General features: G+C 66.9%; 19 protein-coding genes and 1 tRNA gene. 18 read left to right on the top strand and 2 right to left on the bottom strand.

Annotation, left to right across the window (positions count from 1 at the left end; genetic code table 11):
- Nucleotides 1–3: 3 nt before the first annotated feature.
- Both JWP60_RS20825 and JWP60_RS20820 read right to left on the bottom strand, forming a co-directional pair.
- On the bottom strand, nt 4–1,527 hold the full coding sequence (locus JWP60_RS20825) for an aldehyde dehydrogenase (RefSeq protein ID WP_299795553.1): 1,524 nt from the start codon (nt 1,525–1,527) through the stop codon (nt 4–6).
- 29 nt (nt 1,528–1,556) lie between these two features.
- Nucleotides 1,557–2,246, bottom strand: coding sequence for a GntR family transcriptional regulator (locus JWP60_RS20820; RefSeq protein WP_299795551.1), 690 nt, complete (start codon nt 2,244–2,246; stop codon nt 1,557–1,559).
- A gap of 190 nt (nt 2,247–2,436) precedes the next feature.
- On the opposite strand from JWP60_RS20820, the gene JWP60_RS20815 reads away from it, so the two are divergent.
- The 18 genes from JWP60_RS20815 (at nt 2,437) to JWP60_RS20735 (ending at nt 15,253) form a co-directional block, all read left to right on the top strand.
- Nucleotides 2,437–3,684 (top strand): ABC transporter substrate-binding protein, encoded by a 1,248-nt coding sequence (locus JWP60_RS20815; protein WP_299795549.1) that lies wholly within the window; start codon nt 2,437–2,439, stop codon nt 3,682–3,684.
- A 26-nt stretch (nt 3,685–3,710) separates the two neighbouring features.
- Complete coding sequence (locus JWP60_RS20810) at nt 3,711–4,505, top strand: alpha/beta fold hydrolase (RefSeq protein ID WP_299795547.1); 795 nt, start codon at nt 3,711–3,713, stop codon at nt 4,503–4,505.
- Between the two features lie 34 nt (nt 4,506–4,539).
- Nucleotides 4,540–4,614: transfer RNA gene (locus tag JWP60_RS20805), tRNA-Arg, on the top strand.
- A gap of 175 nt (nt 4,615–4,789) precedes the next feature.
- Nucleotides 4,790–6,037 (top strand): integrase arm-type DNA-binding domain-containing protein, encoded by a 1,248-nt coding sequence (locus JWP60_RS20800; protein WP_299795545.1) that lies wholly within the window; start codon nt 4,790–4,792, stop codon nt 6,035–6,037.
- Nucleotides 6,038–6,714: 677 nt separating this feature from the next.
- Nucleotides 6,715–7,011: a hypothetical protein gene (locus JWP60_RS20795; protein WP_299795544.1), complete on the top strand. Its 297-nt coding sequence runs from the start codon at nt 6,715–6,717 to the stop codon at nt 7,009–7,011.
- Between the two features lie 15 nt (nt 7,012–7,026).
- A complete protein-coding gene (locus tag JWP60_RS20790) occupies nt 7,027–7,380 on the top strand; it encodes a hypothetical protein (protein WP_299795543.1) in 354 nt (117 codons plus the stop codon).
- 28 nt (nt 7,381–7,408) lie between these two features.
- Complete coding sequence (locus JWP60_RS20785; RefSeq protein ID WP_299795541.1) at nt 7,409–8,200, top strand: hypothetical protein; 792 nt, start codon at nt 7,409–7,411, stop codon at nt 8,198–8,200.
- 67 nt (nt 8,201–8,267) lie between these two features.
- Nucleotides 8,268–8,570 carry an AlpA family phage regulatory protein gene (locus JWP60_RS20780; protein ID WP_363320932.1) on the top strand — a complete coding sequence of 101 codons (303 nt, stop codon included), beginning with the start codon at nt 8,268–8,270 and terminating at the stop codon, nt 8,568–8,570.
- 65 nt (nt 8,571–8,635) lie between these two features.
- Nucleotides 8,636–8,941: a hypothetical protein gene (locus JWP60_RS20775; protein ID WP_299795537.1), complete on the top strand. Its 306-nt coding sequence runs from the start codon at nt 8,636–8,638 to the stop codon at nt 8,939–8,941.
- Entirely contained in the window at nt 8,938–9,402 is a 465-nt protein-coding gene (locus tag JWP60_RS26795; RefSeq protein ID WP_363320931.1) for a helix-turn-helix domain-containing protein, read from the top strand. The genes JWP60_RS20775 and JWP60_RS26795 overlap by 4 nt, the downstream gene beginning before the upstream one ends.
- Before the next feature lie 130 nt (nt 9,403–9,532).
- On the top strand, nt 9,533–10,120 hold the full coding sequence (locus JWP60_RS20770) for a hypothetical protein (RefSeq protein WP_299795535.1): 588 nt from the start codon (nt 9,533–9,535) through the stop codon (nt 10,118–10,120).
- 286 nt (nt 10,121–10,406) lie between these two features.
- A complete protein-coding gene (locus JWP60_RS20765) occupies nt 10,407–11,264 on the top strand; it encodes a helix-turn-helix transcriptional regulator (protein WP_299795533.1) in 858 nt (285 codons plus the stop codon).
- A gap of 14 nt (nt 11,265–11,278) precedes the next feature.
- Nucleotides 11,279–12,016: a hypothetical protein gene (locus tag JWP60_RS20760; RefSeq protein WP_299795531.1), complete on the top strand. Its 738-nt coding sequence runs from the start codon at nt 11,279–11,281 to the stop codon at nt 12,014–12,016.
- Nucleotides 12,013–12,615: a hypothetical protein gene (locus tag JWP60_RS20755; RefSeq protein WP_299795529.1), complete on the top strand. Its 603-nt coding sequence runs from the start codon at nt 12,013–12,015 to the stop codon at nt 12,613–12,615. The genes JWP60_RS20760 and JWP60_RS20755 overlap by 4 nt, the downstream gene beginning before the upstream one ends.
- Nucleotides 12,612–13,613, top strand: coding sequence for a hypothetical protein (locus JWP60_RS20750; RefSeq protein WP_299795527.1), 1,002 nt, complete (start codon nt 12,612–12,614; stop codon nt 13,611–13,613). The genes JWP60_RS20755 and JWP60_RS20750 overlap by 4 nt, the downstream gene beginning before the upstream one ends.
- Nucleotides 13,614–13,660: 47 nt before the next feature.
- Nucleotides 13,661–14,188 carry a hypothetical protein gene (locus JWP60_RS20745; RefSeq protein WP_299795525.1) on the top strand — a complete coding sequence of 176 codons (528 nt, stop codon included), beginning with the start codon at nt 13,661–13,663 and terminating at the stop codon, nt 14,186–14,188.
- Nucleotides 14,178–14,996 carry a hypothetical protein gene (locus JWP60_RS20740; protein ID WP_299795523.1) on the top strand — a complete coding sequence of 273 codons (819 nt, stop codon included), beginning with the start codon at nt 14,178–14,180 and terminating at the stop codon, nt 14,994–14,996. Before JWP60_RS20745 ends, JWP60_RS20740 begins: the two co-directional genes overlap by 11 nt.
- Nucleotides 14,997–15,001: 5 nt before the next feature.
- Nucleotides 15,002–15,253 (top strand): hypothetical protein, encoded by a 252-nt coding sequence (locus JWP60_RS20735; RefSeq protein WP_299795521.1) that lies wholly within the window; start codon nt 15,002–15,004, stop codon nt 15,251–15,253.
- The last annotated feature ends 365 nt before the right edge of the window (nt 15,254–15,618 follow it).

Raw genomic sequence — 15,618 nt, 5'->3', positions numbered from 1 at the left:
GAGTCAATTCAGCCGTGGCTGGTTCGCTGTGTCCTGATACCAGTCGAACGGTGCGTCATCCAGCCGGACCATGACGCTCTTCGTTTCGAAGTGCTGGTCGAACGATTCGCTGCCGGACTCGCGGCCCGTGCCCGAATCCTTGACGCCGCCCCAGGGCGAGGCGGGATCGAGGCGGTGGTGGTCGTTGACCCAGACGATGCCGCACTTCAGGCGCGCAGCGACGCGGTGCGCGCGCGTGACGTTGTTCGTGCGGATGGCGGCCGCCAGCCCGAAGTCGCAGTCGTTGGCCATCGCGAGGGCCTCTTCCTCGGTCTTGAACTTACTGACGGATACGAAGGGCCCGAAAACCTCTTCCTGGAAAATGCGCATGGCCGGCGTGACATCTGCGAACACTGTCGGCTCCACGAAGAAGCCGCGGGCCAGGGCGGGATCGGCCGGCACCTTGCCGCCGGCGACCAGCCGCGCATGGTCCTCGTTCAGGCCGATGTCGACATAGCGCAGCACGCGCTCCTGCTGGCGCCTGGACACCACCGGCCCGAGTTGCACCGAAGGATCGACGGGGTTGCCGATGCGGATGGTCTGCGCCTTGGCCGCCAGCTTCGCCACGAATTCGTCGTAGATGCTCTCGTGCACGATCTGCCGGCTGCCGCAGATGCAGGTCTGGCCGGCGCCGATGAAGGCGCCGAAAGCCGCGTAGTTCACCGCCTGCTGGACATCGAAATCCTCGAACACCAGCACCGGCGTCTTGCCGCCAAGCTCCAGCGTCTGGTGGGCGAAGTTGCTGCCGGCCAGCGCACCCGTGATGCGACCGGCTTCGGTACCGCCCGTCAGCACCCATTTGTTGATGCCGCGATGTTCGGCCAGCGCCTTGCCGGTGGTGGGGCCCAGGCCGGTGACCACGTTGAACACCCCCGGCGGCAAGCCGGCTTCCACGAACAGTTCCGCCAGCCGCAGCGTGGTAAGCGGGGTGTACTCCGAGGGCTTGACCACCGTCGTGCAGCCGGAGGCCAGCGTGGGCGCCAGCGACTTCACCATGATCATCAGCGGATGGTTGAAGGGCGTCGAGTTGCCCACCACGCCCACCGGCGTGCGCAACGTGTAATTCAGGTAGTTGCCGTCGACCGGAATGACCGAATCACGGCGCGCGATGGCCAGGCCCGCGTTGTAGCGGAAGAAGTCCGGCAGGCGCGAGATCTGCGCCCGCGTCTCGTTGACCGAGCGGCCGTTGTTGGCCGTCTCCAGCGTGAACATCTCTTCCAGGTGCGCCTCGAACACGTCGGCCAGCTTGTTGATCAACTTCGCGCGAGTTCGGTTGGACAGCGACGCCCATTCCCTGGCCTCGAAGGCGGCGCGCGCACTGCGGACCGCGCGATCCACGTCTTCGCCGCTTGCATGGCTGATGCGCGCGATCACCTCGCCGGTGGCGGGATTGAGGACGTCCAGGCGCTCGTCGCTGGCGGCGGGCACCTCGGCGCCATCGATGAACAGACCGTGCACGCGCACGCGTGCGCTTTCGCTTGCCGACATGGGGATCCCTTTCCTGTGTCCGATTCGATTCAGCCGGTCACCACCATCCGGGCGATGGCAGTGCTGACGCGCTTGCCCGCGGCCGCGATGTGGCGCTCGGCCAGAGTGGCGGCCTTGCGGCCTTGCCGCGCCTGCAGCGCGGCGATGATTTCGCAGTGTTCGCGCACCAGTGCTTGCGGATCGCCGCCGCGCACGTTGGCCACGCTCACCAGCACGGCGCGCTCCATCTGGTCGATCAGCCCGGTGAAGTGGTCGAGCAGACGCGCATTGCCCGCCAGCAGCGCCAGGCTGCAGTGGAAGGCGCGGTTGTACGCAATGAAGCCGCCGGGCCACTCGCCGGGCACGAAGCTGCGAAAGCGATCGAGCTCCTGCAGTTGCGCGTCGCTCGCGTTCCGCACGATGCGGTCCGTGCACGCGCGCTCCAGCGCGCCGCGCAGGTGGAACATGTCTTGGACGTCGCTGAGCGAAATGGACGCCACGCGGTAGCCCTGGCGCGGCAGCGGCGTGACCAGGCCTTCGCGCTGCAGGTGCATCAGCGCATCGCGCACCGGCGACTTGCTGGTGCCGAAGCGCAAGGCCAGTTCGCCCTCGCGGATCTCCGCGCCCGGGGCGATGCGGCAGCTGATGATGTCCGCGCGCAGCTGCTCGTGGACCTGCTCGCGCAGCAGGCCCTTGGGCGCTTGTTCGGTCGATGAATTGGCGGGGACGGCGGCCAGCACGGGGCATCCTGGTTCAGGCGCCTGAGATATCAGGGGCGCGGCGCATGATAGCCGGCCGAGCGCGCTCTCGAAGCGCTGTCCGAGGGGAAACACCGTCGTGGTATTCCCCCATTGGAAGGGCGGGGCGCGCTTTGTATGGTCGCGAGCTCGCTGGCCTGATATCTCAGGCGCGATCCAAGGAGAGCTTCCGATGTTGCGCACCTGGTGTTCGATCGCGTCCGCGGCCACGATGGTGGCGGCCTCCTTTTTCAGCGTGCCGGCGTACGCGCAGGGGGAGCCGTTGCGGCTAGGCTTCCTGACCATCAAGTCGGGCCCGCTCGCGGCCGGCGGCAAGCAGATGGAGGACGGCCTCAAGCTGTTCCTGAAGGAGCGCAACAACCAGATCGGCGGCCGCCGGGTGGAACTGTTCACGGCCGACACCGGCGGCCAGCCCGCCATCACCAAGACCAAGGCGCAGGAGCTGGTCGAGCGCGACAAGGTCGACGTGATCATCGGCCCGCTCGCCGCCTTCGAGGCGCTGGCCGTGGACGACTACATCCGCAAGGTGCAGATCCCGGTGATCTCGCCCTCGGCGGCGGCCGAAGACCTGACGCAGCGCAAACCCAACCCGTGGTTCGTGCGCGCGGTCGGGACGTCGGCGCAATCGAACCATCCGCTGGGCGAATACGCAGCCAGGGAGCTGAAGTACAAGCGCGTCGCCATCATTGCCGACGATTTCGCCTTCGGCCACGAGAGCGCCGCCGGCTTCCAGCGCACCTTCGAGGAGAACGGCGGCCAGATCGTGCAGAAGCTGTGGTCGCCGCTGAACGTGGCCGACTACGGCAGCTACATCAGCCAGATCAATCCGAAGGTCGATGCGGTGTTCGCGGTCTTCGCCGGCGGCAATGGCGTGAAGTTCCTCAAGCAGTACAACGAGTACGGCATGAAGGCGAAGATCCCGGTGCTGGCCGCGATGACCACCGTGGACGAGGGCGTGCTCAAGACGATGGGCGACGAGGCGCTCGGGATCGTCTCCTCCGGCTGGTATTCGGCCGGCATCCAGAACGCCAGCAACAAGCGCTTCGTGGCCGCCATGCAGCGCGAGTACCAGCAAGACCCGGGCTACTACTCCATCGGCGCCTACGGTGCCGCGCTGATGCTGGAGCAGGCGGTCAAGGCGGTGAACGGAAAGATCGCCGACAAGCAGGCCTTCATGGCGGCGCTGCGCAAGGTGGAACTGACCAACGATCCGCGCGGCACCATCCGGCTCGACGCACTGGGCAATCCGCTGATGGACGTCTATATCCGCAAGGTGGAGCGCAAGGACGGCAAGCTGGTGAACACCGTGGTCAAGACCTATCCCGCGGTCAGCCAGTTCTGGAAATACGACGCCAGGGACTTCCTGGCCAACCCGGTGTATTCGCGCGACTGGCCGCCGGCGAAGAACCTGGAAAAATGATTGCCGATACAACCAAGGACAAGAACATGAGCGACACCCGGGAGATCACCCTGCGCGTCGGCGAGGAAGCCGTCAGCGCACGCGTGCTGGGGCAGGGCCGCGCCATCGTGCTGCTGCACTCCTTGCTGGCCGACAGCAGCAGCTTCGAGCCGCTCGCGCAGTTGCTGGCGCCAACGCACCGGGTGGTGATGCCGGACCTGCCGGGCTTCGCGGGTTCGCATCCGGTGGCGGGCGGGCTCGAGGCGGTGGCCGACCGCGTCGCCGACGCAATCCGTGCGCTGCAACTCGACGAAGCGCCGATCGTGCTGGGCAACGGCTATGGCGGCTTCGTCGCGCTGCTGACGGCGATCCGCCATCCGGGCATTGCGCGCCGGCTGGTGCTGGCCGATTGCGGCGCGGCCTTTTCCGAGCCGGGCCGGCAGGCCTTTCGCGGGATGTCGACCGCTGCTGCCGCCAAGGGGCTTGCCGGCATCGCCGACGTCGCCATGCGCCGCCTGTTCTCGCCCGAGTTCCAGGCGCAGCACCCGGAGTTGATTGCGCAGCGCCGCGAGCGCTTCATCGCCGTGCACCCCGAGACCTTCCATACCGCCTGCGCCGCGCTGGCGACGCTCGATCTGCGCGAGCAGGCCGCGGGCGTGCAGGTGCCGGTGCTCGTGCTCGTGGGCGAGCAGGACGAGGCCACGCCGCCCGCCATGGCGCGCGAACTCGCGTCGCTGCTGCCCGATGCGCGCTTCCAGCTGCTGGCCGGCTGTGCCCACGTGCCGCAGCTGCAGGCGCCCGGGCAGTTCCTGGACGCCATCGCGTCCTTCATCGCTGAGTGAGCGGCGCTGCGCCCGCCATACAATGACCGGTCCCGCCGCCGTAGTTCAATGGATAGAACGAGCGCCTCCTAAGCGCTAGATGTGGGTTCGATTCCCGCCGGGGGCGCCACATCGGCGTGCGATGAGATCCGCTGTAGTGCGAAAACGGCTGATTTCAGAGGGCGCGGGCCCTCGCCGTTAGTGCGATGTACTCTGCCGTAGTATCATGAAATACCGTCTATTTGGCGGTATCTTTGGCGGTATCGCTGGGACCTTGCTGCCTGGATACCGTCAGCAGGGCACCGATGGCACTCACCGACACCTTCGTCCGCCAGGTCAAGCATACCGGCAAGCCGGCGGGCGACAAACACACGGATAGCGCGGGCATGTACCTGCTGGTCAAGGCGGCTGGCAAGTACTGGCGCTTCGACTATCGCTACGCCGGCAAGCGCAAGACGCTGGCGCTGGGCATCTACCCCGAGGTCTCGCTGGCGAAGGCTCGCCAGCGCCGCGACAAGGCGCGCGAGCTGCTGGCGGAACAAGTAGATCCCGGCATCGCCAAGCGTGCCGAAAAGGCGGCCACCGTTGCTGCAGCGGCGAACACGCTGGAGGCGGTCGCCCGTGAGCTGCACGTCACGAAGGCCAGCGCCTGGAGCCCCAAGTACGCGGCGCTCTGGATCCAGCGGATGGAGAAGGATTTGTTCCCGCAAGTCGGCCGATTACCTCTCCCGGAGATCACCGCTCCAATGCTGCTTGACGCGCTGCGCAAGGTCGAGAAGCGCGGGGTCAGCGAGACGGCGCACACGCTGCGCCAGACCCTCGGTCAGGTGTTCCGTTATGGAATCCAGACGGGGCGCTGTGAGCGCAACCCGGTTGCCGACCTCCATGGCGCGCTTAAGCCGCTGGTGGTGAAACACATGGCCGCCGTCCTGGAGCCGGTGCAGGCTGGCGGCCTCCTGCGCGCGATCTATGGCTACAACGGCCAGCCCATGACCCGCGCTGCGCTGCAACTCTCGGCGCTTGTGTTCCAGCGGCCGGGGAATATTCGGCAGATGGAATGGGCCTGGGTCGATCTAGACAGCGGCATGCTGACCATCCCGGCCCAGGCGATGAAGCGCCGACTGCACCAGAAGATCAACGGCCGGCCCCATCTGGTGCCGCTGGCACCGCAGGCGGTGTCGATCCTTCGCGAGCTGCACTCGCTCACCGGGCACGGCCGCTACGTCTTCCCGTCGCTGCGCACAGGGGAACGGCCCATGTCCGACAACACCATCAACGCGGCGCTTCGACGCATGGGGTTCAGCACCGACGAGATGACCGCGCACGGCTTCCGCGCCATGGCGCGCACGCTGATGGTGGAGCGACTATCCGGTGTTGACCCGGAGGTGATCGAGGCGCAACTGGCGCACGGCAAGTCGGGGCCTCTGGGCGCCGCCTACGACCGTGCGGACTACCTGGAGCAGCGCCGCAAGATGATGCGCGAGTGGGCGGACTACCTGGACAAGCTGCGCAGAGGCGCGGATGTTGTCGAACTGCGTGCGCAGGCCGCCTGATGCATCCGCCGGACGATGTGGTGATCTGGCGCCACGAGCTGCGGCAGATGTGCGGCGGGGTCTGTGGCGAGACGATTCGCGTGTGGATCAAGCGCGGCAAGCTGCCCCCGCCCGACGTGAAACTTAGTCTCAGGACGATGGGCTGGCGCCTGTCGACGCTCCGCGCCGCCGGCTTCGACTTGCCGCTTCCACCGCGACCTCCCATACGGTGAACGACCCGTTCGCAGCGCCGTGATAGAGCGTCTATCGCGGCGTTTTCCATTTGACATAATGGACGTTGTATCAACTGGATGGTGATAGAAAGTCTATCTTTGTCGACATTTCGGTAAAGTGGTAGTCTTCGATCTAACCGCAATACGAGGCGATGTGACAAGCACGGAATTTCTTCAGGCGCTGGCCGAACTGGGATGGAAGCAGAGCGACTTTTGCCGCAGGGCAGGGTGCAGGCCGAACACGCCGAGCCGCTGGGCGAGGGGCGCAGTCCCAATCCCGGGCTGGGTGGGACCGTTTCTCGGCGCCATGCTGGAGATCAAGCGGCTGCACGACACCTACGTCGCCGTGCATTGATCCGCCACGCCCAGCGGCGGCACTAAGAGCTGGGCAAATCGGACAGACCCCCGGGGCGGCAACCCTGGGGGCCTGGCCTAACCAAGTAAGCGCGTTGGAGGCGCTACACCATGGGTTCGAGCATTGTCGTCAACACCGCTGGCCTTGACCAGCCCCCCGCGCTGGCTGCGGCAGGCACTTTCAGCTACTTCGTCGCGCGCACGCTCGTGCTCGCCACTGGAGAGCGGCTGGCGGATGTGCCGGTGTCGCGTCGCGTCACCAGCATCGGCGTCGCGAATCGGCTGCTGAAGCGCGCCTGTCGCCGGGCCGGTGATGTGTACCTGGTTCGTTCGTGGCGGCGCGAGCGTCACCCGGCCGCGCCCGCCGCGTCTCTCGGCATGCAGGGCGGGCCTGGGCAGGCCGCCTAACCCTTGGAGATCCAAATGGCACATCGACATTCTGTTCTTCCGCGCAAGGTGCAACACGCTGCGCAGCCGGCGGGGCTCTGGATCGTGGACGCCGAGACGACGCACTCCTTCGAGCTGGAGGCGGGGAGCAGGTCCATCGTGATTCCTGCTGGCCGCACCGTCGAATCGCTGATGGAGGCTGTGTCGCAGTCGCTCGACGCCGCAGTCGCGAAGCTGCGGCAGATGCGCAGCGGCCCCGCCGGTTCGCGTGGCGCTGCTTCCCGCGAGGCCCTGGACGGGGTTGTCGCCTTGCTTCAGCAAGCTCATGGAATAAACGCGGCCGCGTACGAGACCCTTGTTGAAACGGCGATTGCCCTGGGGCAGCGATAGCGTCTGCGCCCAGCGCAGGAAACCGACAATGAAGAAAGATCCAGAAGGCCAGTCCAAGAAGCAGCATTCGAACGTGGTCGTACTGAGGGCGCGAGTGGGGCCCGTGCAGGCGCATGGCAGCCTGCCGTCGCCCGGTATCGAGGGGCACCGCGAGCCGACCGGCGAAGATGTGATCGCGATTCTTCTCGGTTGTGCGCCCGCCGGCCTCCTGCGCGACCTGGGGCTCACGCGAGCAAGCAGCGCGGAATGGGCCTCGCTGATCGAGTCGAATCGAACGGCACTCGAACGGCTGCAGGCCACAGGCGGCTCCAGTTCCTCCGTGGATCGCGCAGAGGCAGTTCGCCAGCGGTCGAACTACAGCGCCATGGCCGGCCTGGCGCTCGTGTATGCGTTCCGCAAGCGCGCATGGGTCTTTGCGAACCCACGGGCGCGCGAGACCATCTGGCAAGCAGCAGTCCCGCTCGACGTGCTGATGCAATTCGGCGAGTCGGTGCGCTGCGACGCCGAGGAGGAGGCTGGCGCTCTGGAAGATGCGTCGCGCGCCGTCATCGGAGGCCTTCGGGAGAAGGTTGACGCGCTCAGAGCAGCCGAGGCCGAGCGTGCGCGCAACGTCTCCGGCGTGCAGAAGAAGAAGGCAGATAAGCGGTGGGCGGGCGCAGCGAAGGCGAAGTACCTGAGCCAGATGTTGGACTGGCGGCGAGCGAATCCTTCAGCGACCAAGAAGGCCTGCGCCGATCACTTCCACCCACTGATCCAGGAGGAGTACAGGGACGACGCCCCCGACTGGGACTCGGTGCGCGCTTGGCTGAAAGGCAAGTAGCTCGCGGAGTTCTGCGGCGCGCGGAGTAGCGATCACCCACCCCTGTAGATGCCCGGCATGTGCATGCATGTGCCGGGCACCTGTCTTCCCGCCGCAAGCCGAAAGGATGACCATCTGCCCACGTTGTACGAGCAACTACAACAAGGAGCAGCAAGTGTCGGAAGCAATCACCACGCCCCACGGAAAAGGGCGCTCACTCAGGCCGCGAGTAGCAGCCGCAACCCTCGGAATCTCCATTTCCACGCTGTGGACCTGGAACCGTGAGAGAGTGGACTTCCCGAAGGGGATTCGCCTGTCCCCCAGGTGCACCGTGTTCAACGAGGACAGCCTCCTGCAGTGGCGGGACTCCCAGGCGCACAAGGGCGAGTGATGCAGCGCCGTAATCACGTTTCCTCGACGCATGGGTGGGGAGCCGATGCTGCCCTAGTCCGTGGCTTGATGCACGCCCGTGCCGGCCGTCGGCCATACGTGCGCCATGCAAGCCGTGCGGACGCGAAGGAGCTGAGCGCGCTGACGGCGGAGGCGGCCTTCGCCAGCTTCACGCTGGTGCAGATGGAGGACGACGCTGGCTGCGAGGTGCTGATCGCCACCCGTGGCGCTGAGACGATCCGCTTCGAGAACCGGGAGCAGGTCGGCGCTTGGCTGAATCACCTGCACGCCCGTGGCGCTATCGCTGGATCGTGGCTGGACGTGGGCGCGGAGAGGCGTTCTGGCGATCCAGAGGCTAGGCAGCGATCATGAGCATCAGGGTGATGACGCGCGTTTGGGAGCAGTCCGCGTCATCGGGCACGGAGCTTCTGATGCTTCTTGCGATTGCGGATTACGCCGACGATCAGGGCCGCGCCTTTCCGTCGATCCCGACTCTCGCGCGCAAGTGCCGCACCGGGGAAAGGAACGCCATGTACCTCCTGAAGGGGCTGCAGGAGCGCGGCGAGCTTCGTGCGCATCGGGGCGCCGGCAGAAACGGAACGAACCTCTATCAGATCGTGCTGCCTGAGGCCGACACAGCGCCACCGGCGCAATCCAGTGCGCCCCCGAACCCCGCTGCATCCCTGAACCCGAGTGCACCCCTGCAAACGAGTTCAGGAGCTTGCGACGCTCCATTCTCCCGTCGGGAGCCCGACGGGATGCCGAGTGGAATCCCGTCGGGAGCAGTGCAGGCAGTTGCACCCCCTCCTGCACCAGCGTTCACAACGGGGTGAACTACGGTTCGGTAGCCCCCTGAACCCCGTTGCACCCAAATCACCATAGAACCGTCATGAACCATCAGAGGAACCGTCACAGAGAGGCTTCGCCTCTTGTTGTTGCTTGCGCGGCAAGAGGGATTGCGTCATGAGCCTGAAGGCCTGTGACCGACCTGCCGAATGCGAGAAGTTCGCACGCGAGTTCATCGTCGACCGCGACCCGGTGGCGGCTTACCTACGGGCGCACCCGCGCGCGAGCTGGGGCACCGCGGTCAGGGAGGGGCCACGGCTCGCCAGGCGGCCCGACGTACAGGCGCTGCTCGCCGCAATGCGGGACCGCGACGCGCACGAGCCGGATAGCGGGCACACCAGTGGCGGCCAGGACCTCGCCGTACTGGTTTCAGTCCACCAGGCTTGCGCGTACTGCCACGGCCGCGACCACCGCCGCCAGCGCACGCGGCAGGAGATGCAGGCGGACCGGCGAGCACATCGCCGCGACCAGGCCAAGATGCGCGGCCTCTATGAGAGAGCCGGAAAGATCTACAGGGCTCGGCCCTTCGATCCGGAAGGCGGGGATGGATTCGACCCGACGAAGCCGCCTCATCCGCAGTGCCCCTCATGCCTTGGGCATGGAGTCCTCCGGCACGCTGCGCTGAATGTCAGGACGGGTCGCGGCACCTTTCTGTCGGAGCAAAGCCAGCGTGCGCGGCCCCAACCGGCGAGGGCCAAGCTGTGAGCCTCGCGAGCCCTCCCTTGGCTCACCGCGCACGCCGCGCACGCCGTCGGCATGTGGGGGTGATTAGGGCTACGTGGGGGTGGTTAGGGTGACGCCGTCGCATCGCACTTTCGCAGGCGGCGGCGTCGCTGCCCCCAATGACAGGCAGCAGTTCTCCCACTCGCGACAGGACGCTTTCGGGGCTGTTGCGCGCGTGGCGGCACCCTCGCAAAACCTTATTCGTTTCAAAACTCGTTTGACGGCTCCCGCCCCGTTAGGTCGACGCGCGGCTCTATACCGGCTTTCGATGAACGTCGCGCAGCACAAGGCTGAATTGGGAAAACATTTGGGCGTTGCGAGTCCACGCAGGCCAGCATGCGGTCTTCATCACACGGAGCGCATCGCAGTGACATCACCCGCAGCCGAACTCGAATCCGCCACTCGCCAGGCCCCGCACTTGCCCGCGCAGCTCGCGGCACTGGTGGAGGAGGACCTGGAGGAGCTGGAAAGCCCGGACGAGGTCGCTGGAGAACGTGGTCCACGTGCGCAGTCGAATGCTCACCTCAGGCGCGTGGTGGGAGAGCGCATGCAAGAGGCCCGACGTATCAATGGCTTCGATCAGACAGAAGCTGCTGCGCGCCTCGGATATTCCAATTCGACCCAGGTCTCCCTCGTCGAGCAAGGCAAGCGCCTGCCGCCGCACGATGTGCTAATCAAGGCGGCGAAGGTCTACTCCGTGTCAGTGGACTACTTGCTCGGCGAGAGTCCGGAATTCGACCGTGACCCGAAATTGGCGTCGCGTTTTGCGGTGCTCCGGCGGGTCGAGCGGCTTCTGCGGTTCAACACGGAGACCGTCGCCCAATGCCTGTTGGACGCGTGCGCATCGCCGGCTGGAGACGAGCTCCGCGTGGCGAGGTTCTCCACTCGCGCGAACGCGCTGTGCGATGCCATCGAACGTTTCAAGCAGCTTAACTCCCGCCTGTTCGACGACGCGCGCGGCGGCGCCACATTGCTCCGCACGTCACGCGACATGCGGGATTCCACCGCACAACTTGACCGGTTCCTGGAGAGATCCGCATACGCGCGTGCGCATGCACTCTCCCGTGCCGGCGAGCTCACGACTGCGCGCGGCCGCCGTAGCGCAGGCGAATTTCAAACCACCTGACGAAAGGACATCCTATGCACCCCGCGACCTCAATTTCCAACAGCCTCTGGCGCTTCCTGCATGGCCCCCTCACGGGGGGCGCGGTGCTTCCGGACGTGGAGACCGTGCGCGCGCACAAGCTTGCCGTCGCCGACCGCGAAGTCACGCGACTGGCCCAGTCCTGCGCCTACGAGTTGACGCGCCTCGTCGAACAGGGCGCGCTGGAGCACTTCTTGACCGGCGCCACCTACGGCTCGGCCGCCCTGGAAACTACGCCCGCTGAATGGCTTCGCGTCGAACTCGGCAAGCTCCAGGCCGAACAGCAGACGCTCAAGCAGGAGGGCCAGACGGCTGTGGGTCGTCGCCGCGCGGAAATGGAGCGTAGCGCGCCGCTCACCCGGGCGGTCGGCGAGCTCGACTTCCGGATGACTGCCGCCCGCGGCGGCGCTCTGCGGACGCTGGACGCCCTGCTTCGCAGCGCACGCGAGCCGGTCCGCAACATCTCGCGGTGGCAACAGCTCTTGGCCGCCGGCCTCACCGTGCATCAGATGAGCGAGGTGATGCCGGGGGTCGAGAGCGCGGCAGCTCAGACTGCAGCGGAGAGGGATGCGGAAGTGCAGAAACACCAGGAGACCCTTCGGAATGCCGACACGGTCCTGAAGGCCATCAAGTGCTGGCATGACGACCCGCTGCACGATGCCGAGCACCTTCGCGGGATCGGGATCGATGACTTGGTCGACGCGCAGATCCACCGCAGCGCAGTCCCGGCATGAAGCACCAGGCGCTGCTGGGCACTGGCGGCCGCAACATGCAGGCCCACCCGTTCGGGCAAGAGGCCGCCCCTTCGCCACCGGTACGCGCCCGACTCGTGCGCGCAAGGGCAGACGTTGAGAACAGGAATCTCGCGGTCCGCTGCACGCGCGAGCTGTATCGCTTGGTGAAGGACGCCGGCCCCTGGCATTTCCTCGCGCTGGCGGTCGAAGCAGGCGACCAGGGGGGCCTCCCGGTCCATGAAGCCCTCCTCGACCTGCTGGCGGCGCTGAAGGCGGAGCGCCGGTCGTGGGCCGACGAATCTGCTCTCGCAGCCGACCGCCTGGGAGACAAGCGTCAGCAACTGGAGGAGGTGGTCGACGAGTGCCTCGCGCACGCAGCAGAGGCGCACGCCCCGAGCGCAGCGCCGGTCTTCGGATTCGGCGGCGGGCCGACGGCGCAGGCTATGCGCGCGTCGCTCCACGAGGCTGCCGCGCGCGAGGCAAACCGCCTGGCGAGGGCCGTCGACGCATGGCGCAATGATCCTGAGCGAGACCTGCGCCACCTGCGCGGCGTCGGCATCGACCATCTCCTCCGGGCCAAGGCGCCCCTCGCAGCATGAGCACTCGCCCCCTTCCCCCAAAAGTCGGCAACGCGGTCGCGGAGCTGAACCGCCGACGGCTGAACGATCTGCAAAGCCGCCAGCGCGCGACCACGATCCTCACGCCGGAGGCCATGCAGGGCGGCAAGCACTCGCCGGCGCGCCTGCTTTGGACGACCCTGCGCGGAGAGGCGCGACCGATCACCCAGGCGGACCTCGTCGCCTTTCGGAAGTCGGTCGCGGCCGTGGGCGGCAAGCTGCAGGCGGGCATCACGGCGCAGGAGGTGATCGACCTCAGTACGCCGGCAGATCGGGAGCGCGCCCGACGCGAGATCCCGCACGCCATCCCCGCGCGCCTGCGCGCCGGCGAGGTCGTGTTCAGCGTCAGCGCTGGCCCGGAGAGCCGCGTGAACCGGCACATGGTCACCATCCTCTTCCCAGGCTACGGCGCGGCGTTGTCACGCCCCGGGACCGCGCTCCAAGCGGCTGCGTGGCTGGGGCAGCAGGGCCACTTGAAGCTGGACTGCGACTGCGAACGGCACCGCTACTTCTACAGATTTCTCAGCTCCATCGGAGGCTTCAACGCGGGCCGCGCCGAGCCTGGGTTCCCGAAGATCCGGAACCCGCACCTGCGCGGACTTTGTTGCAAGCACGTGGTACGCGTTGCCTCGGAGTTGAAATCAGGCATGTTCACGCGCCGGCAGATCGCCGGAATGATCGAAGCAGACCGCCAGCGCCTGGAGGCGCCGCGGCGCGTGAAGCCTCAGGTCATTCTGGTGCGCCAGCAGCAGGCCGCGCAGGGCGTGACGGTGAAGCCGCGCGCGATCCGCACGACAGACGATGCTCACCGGAGCGCCGTGCTCGCCGGCGTTCGCCGTGCGCTGGCGACACGGGGCGCGGGAGACGCAAGGGCCGACGTAGCCGCGACCCTTTCCGCGCTCCAGGCCCGCACGGACGTGAGCGCCGGAGCCATCTTGCAGGCGCTCCAGCGCGTCCTCCAGCAACCCGCAGGGTCATGAGCGGCCGGCCAACCCGCCGCAGCCGTCCCCTACTAACTGAGAATCACATGCGACAGCCCAACCAAGAATCCGCCTTCGAATTCACGCTGCTGCGCGCGCGCATCGTGGACGAGAACGGCACCCCATTGAACGACGAGAACCCGGATGACTGGCTGAAGGTCGACGCCCTCGCCGATGCTGCCCAGGACATCGAGAGCCTCGGCCGCGGCCGGCTCGTGATCACCGGCACCGACGAGAGCGACTTCGTGCGCGAAAAGCTCTGCGTCGAGGTGGAGGCGTCCGGCCAGTACCTGCGCGCCGTCGTGGAGATGCGCGACGACGCCCCTCTGCCCGCGATTGGCGAGTTGCTTGCCGTGCTCCTGGCCGACGGGTCCGCCCTCGTGTACGAGGTGCTGATTTCGGCTGCAGACCTGGGCGACGCGCACGCGGCTCACCCTCCGGAACCCGACTCCATCGCCGTCTTCACCCTGGAGCCTGGCGAGGCCATCCTGCACCTCCGGACCGATCTCGGCTTGATCAACGCCGCCTCGGACGAAGAGGCCGCCACTCTGCCTGACCACATCCATGCCCACTAACTCGAATGCCTACGCCGGCCAGTCCGCCGGGACCGAGAACCCGGTCCTCTCTTCGGACTGGACGGGGTTGTCGCCGAAATTGATCGCGAGCTTCTTTCCCGTGCGGCGCGTTGTGGAAGGAACGAACGTGCGATGGGAGCGCGTGCCTGGCTCCGTCGAAGTGCAGGCGCCGGTCACCGACGGCAACCTGGAGCAGACGGCCAACTGGCATTCGCCGTTCGAGAACCAGACCGCGGACGCGAAGCTGTCCAGCCTGTCCTCCATGTTCCAGGCCGGCGGCTTCGAGGCGATCCTGAACGCCCTGCAAGCCTACATCCCAGCAGGCAACGATCTTTTCTCGAACGCGCTGTCAGCAGGCCAGCAAAGCGTGCAGAGCCTGGAAGGACGCACCGCCGTCACGAAGCTGAATTCGACGCAGGTTTTCAGCGGCATGCCGCCCCTGAAGCTCTCCGTCACCGCGCACTTCCGCGCGATCTATGACGGCGCCTCCGAAGTCGAGGCGCCCATGGATCAATTGATGTCCTGGGCGGTGCCGAAGAAGCTCGCGCAGCAGGGCCTCGTGGGCAATGCGCTGGACTCGTCCCAGGAGAAGGGCTTTCGCACGATGTATCCGTCGGAGGCGCCGCAGATCATCGGGATGAGCTACGCCAACAAGCTGTTCAAGCCGCTCGTCATCGAGGGCATCCCGTATCCGCTCACCGGGCCGCGAGACAGCGCAGGCAACCTGATCCACGGAACTATGGCGCTCTCCCTGGCGAGCCTCACGGCCATCGGCAAAGACGACTGGGCCGGTTTCCGCCGGTTCTGATCGGCATGAACAGCTTCACCTATGAGGACTCGCTGACAGTGCGCAGCCGGCGCGCGTCGGTGTCGCTCCCCGCGCGAATTGCAAAGGCGGCCAACCGGAAGGCCCACGCCCTCGCTCACGCCGCGTATCCGAGCTACCAGGCGGAGCTGCAGGCGCTCGCCTGGGACCTCCTTCAGAGCGGAGTCCCCGAGGGCGAAGTGCTCAATGTGCTCGCGTGCTACGAGGACAGGCGACGGGGCTGCGATGCACCTGGCTGACGCACCGACCACCACGCCAGGCACGCCGGAAGCCATCCGCGCATTGGAGCTGGAGGCGATTGCTGCCGACCGCAGCAAGTACCCCAAGGGTCCACCGTGGCAGCAACTTGCCGACACCACGCGCCGCCTCTGGGTCTGGCGCGCCGAGCGCCCGCGCCAAGGCGCAAGGTCGACCGCGCAGGCAAGGCCTCTCAGCCTGGATTGTCCGACCCGCAATGGATCCGCGCTGGGACCGCCGTGTGCGGTTGCAGCGGAGATGTACTCCGCCTGATTCCGAGACCTCGCGCGGCCGCCGGCCCGCGTTCCCGGCCCTACCCCACGCTGCACCCATCATGCGAGTGCGCCTGGACCGTCCAAACAGTCGT

Origin of the sequence: Ramlibacter sp. (genome assembly GCF_028291745.1) — a bacterium.
Taxonomy (GTDB): domain Bacteria; phylum Pseudomonadota; class Gammaproteobacteria; order Burkholderiales; family Burkholderiaceae_C; genus Ramlibacter.
The sequence above is the reverse complement of the archived record's forward strand: the minus strand, read 5'-3'. Positions and strand labels throughout refer to the sequence as shown.

Excerpts from the sequence above, each read along its gene's own strand:
- JWP60_RS20790 (WP_299795543.1), top strand. The coding sequence starts at position 7,027 with ATGGCACATCGACATTCTGTTCTTCCGCGCAAGGTGCAACACGCTGCG.
- JWP60_RS20740 (WP_299795523.1), top strand. The coding sequence starts at position 14,178 with ATGCCCACTAACTCGAATGCCTACGCCGGCCAGTCCGCCGGGACCGAG.
- JWP60_RS20750 (WP_299795527.1), top strand. The coding sequence starts at position 12,612 with ATGAGCACTCGCCCCCTTCCCCCAAAAGTCGGCAACGCGGTCGCGGAG.
- JWP60_RS20755 (WP_299795529.1), top strand. The coding sequence starts at position 12,013 with ATGAAGCACCAGGCGCTGCTGGGCACTGGCGGCCGCAACATGCAGGCC.
- JWP60_RS20785 (WP_299795541.1), top strand. The coding sequence starts at position 7,409 with ATGAAGAAAGATCCAGAAGGCCAGTCCAAGAAGCAGCATTCGAACGTG.
- JWP60_RS20770 (WP_299795535.1), top strand. The coding sequence starts at position 9,533 with ATGAGCCTGAAGGCCTGTGACCGACCTGCCGAATGCGAGAAGTTCGCA.
- JWP60_RS20765 (WP_299795533.1), top strand. The coding sequence starts at position 10,407 with ATGAACGTCGCGCAGCACAAGGCTGAATTGGGAAAACATTTGGGCGTT.
- JWP60_RS20815 (WP_299795549.1), top strand. The coding sequence starts at position 2,437 with ATGTTGCGCACCTGGTGTTCGATCGCGTCCGCGGCCACGATGGTGGCG.
- JWP60_RS26795 (WP_363320931.1), top strand. The coding sequence starts at position 8,938 with ATGAGCATCAGGGTGATGACGCGCGTTTGGGAGCAGTCCGCGTCATCG.
- JWP60_RS20795 (WP_299795544.1), top strand. The coding sequence starts at position 6,715 with ATGGGTTCGAGCATTGTCGTCAACACCGCTGGCCTTGACCAGCCCCCC.
- JWP60_RS20810 (WP_299795547.1), top strand. The coding sequence starts at position 3,711 with ATGAGCGACACCCGGGAGATCACCCTGCGCGTCGGCGAGGAAGCCGTC.
- JWP60_RS20780 (WP_363320932.1), top strand. The coding sequence starts at position 8,268 with ATGTGCCGGGCACCTGTCTTCCCGCCGCAAGCCGAAAGGATGACCATC.
- JWP60_RS20825 (WP_299795553.1), bottom strand. The coding sequence starts at position 1,527 with ATGTCGGCAAGCGAAAGCGCACGCGTGCGCGTGCACGGTCTGTTCATC.
- JWP60_RS20735 (WP_299795521.1), top strand. The coding sequence starts at position 15,002 with ATGAACAGCTTCACCTATGAGGACTCGCTGACAGTGCGCAGCCGGCGC.
- JWP60_RS20800 (WP_299795545.1), top strand. The coding sequence starts at position 4,790 with ATGGCACTCACCGACACCTTCGTCCGCCAGGTCAAGCATACCGGCAAG.
- JWP60_RS20760 (WP_299795531.1), top strand. The coding sequence starts at position 11,279 with ATGCACCCCGCGACCTCAATTTCCAACAGCCTCTGGCGCTTCCTGCAT.
- JWP60_RS20745 (WP_299795525.1), top strand. The coding sequence starts at position 13,661 with ATGCGACAGCCCAACCAAGAATCCGCCTTCGAATTCACGCTGCTGCGC.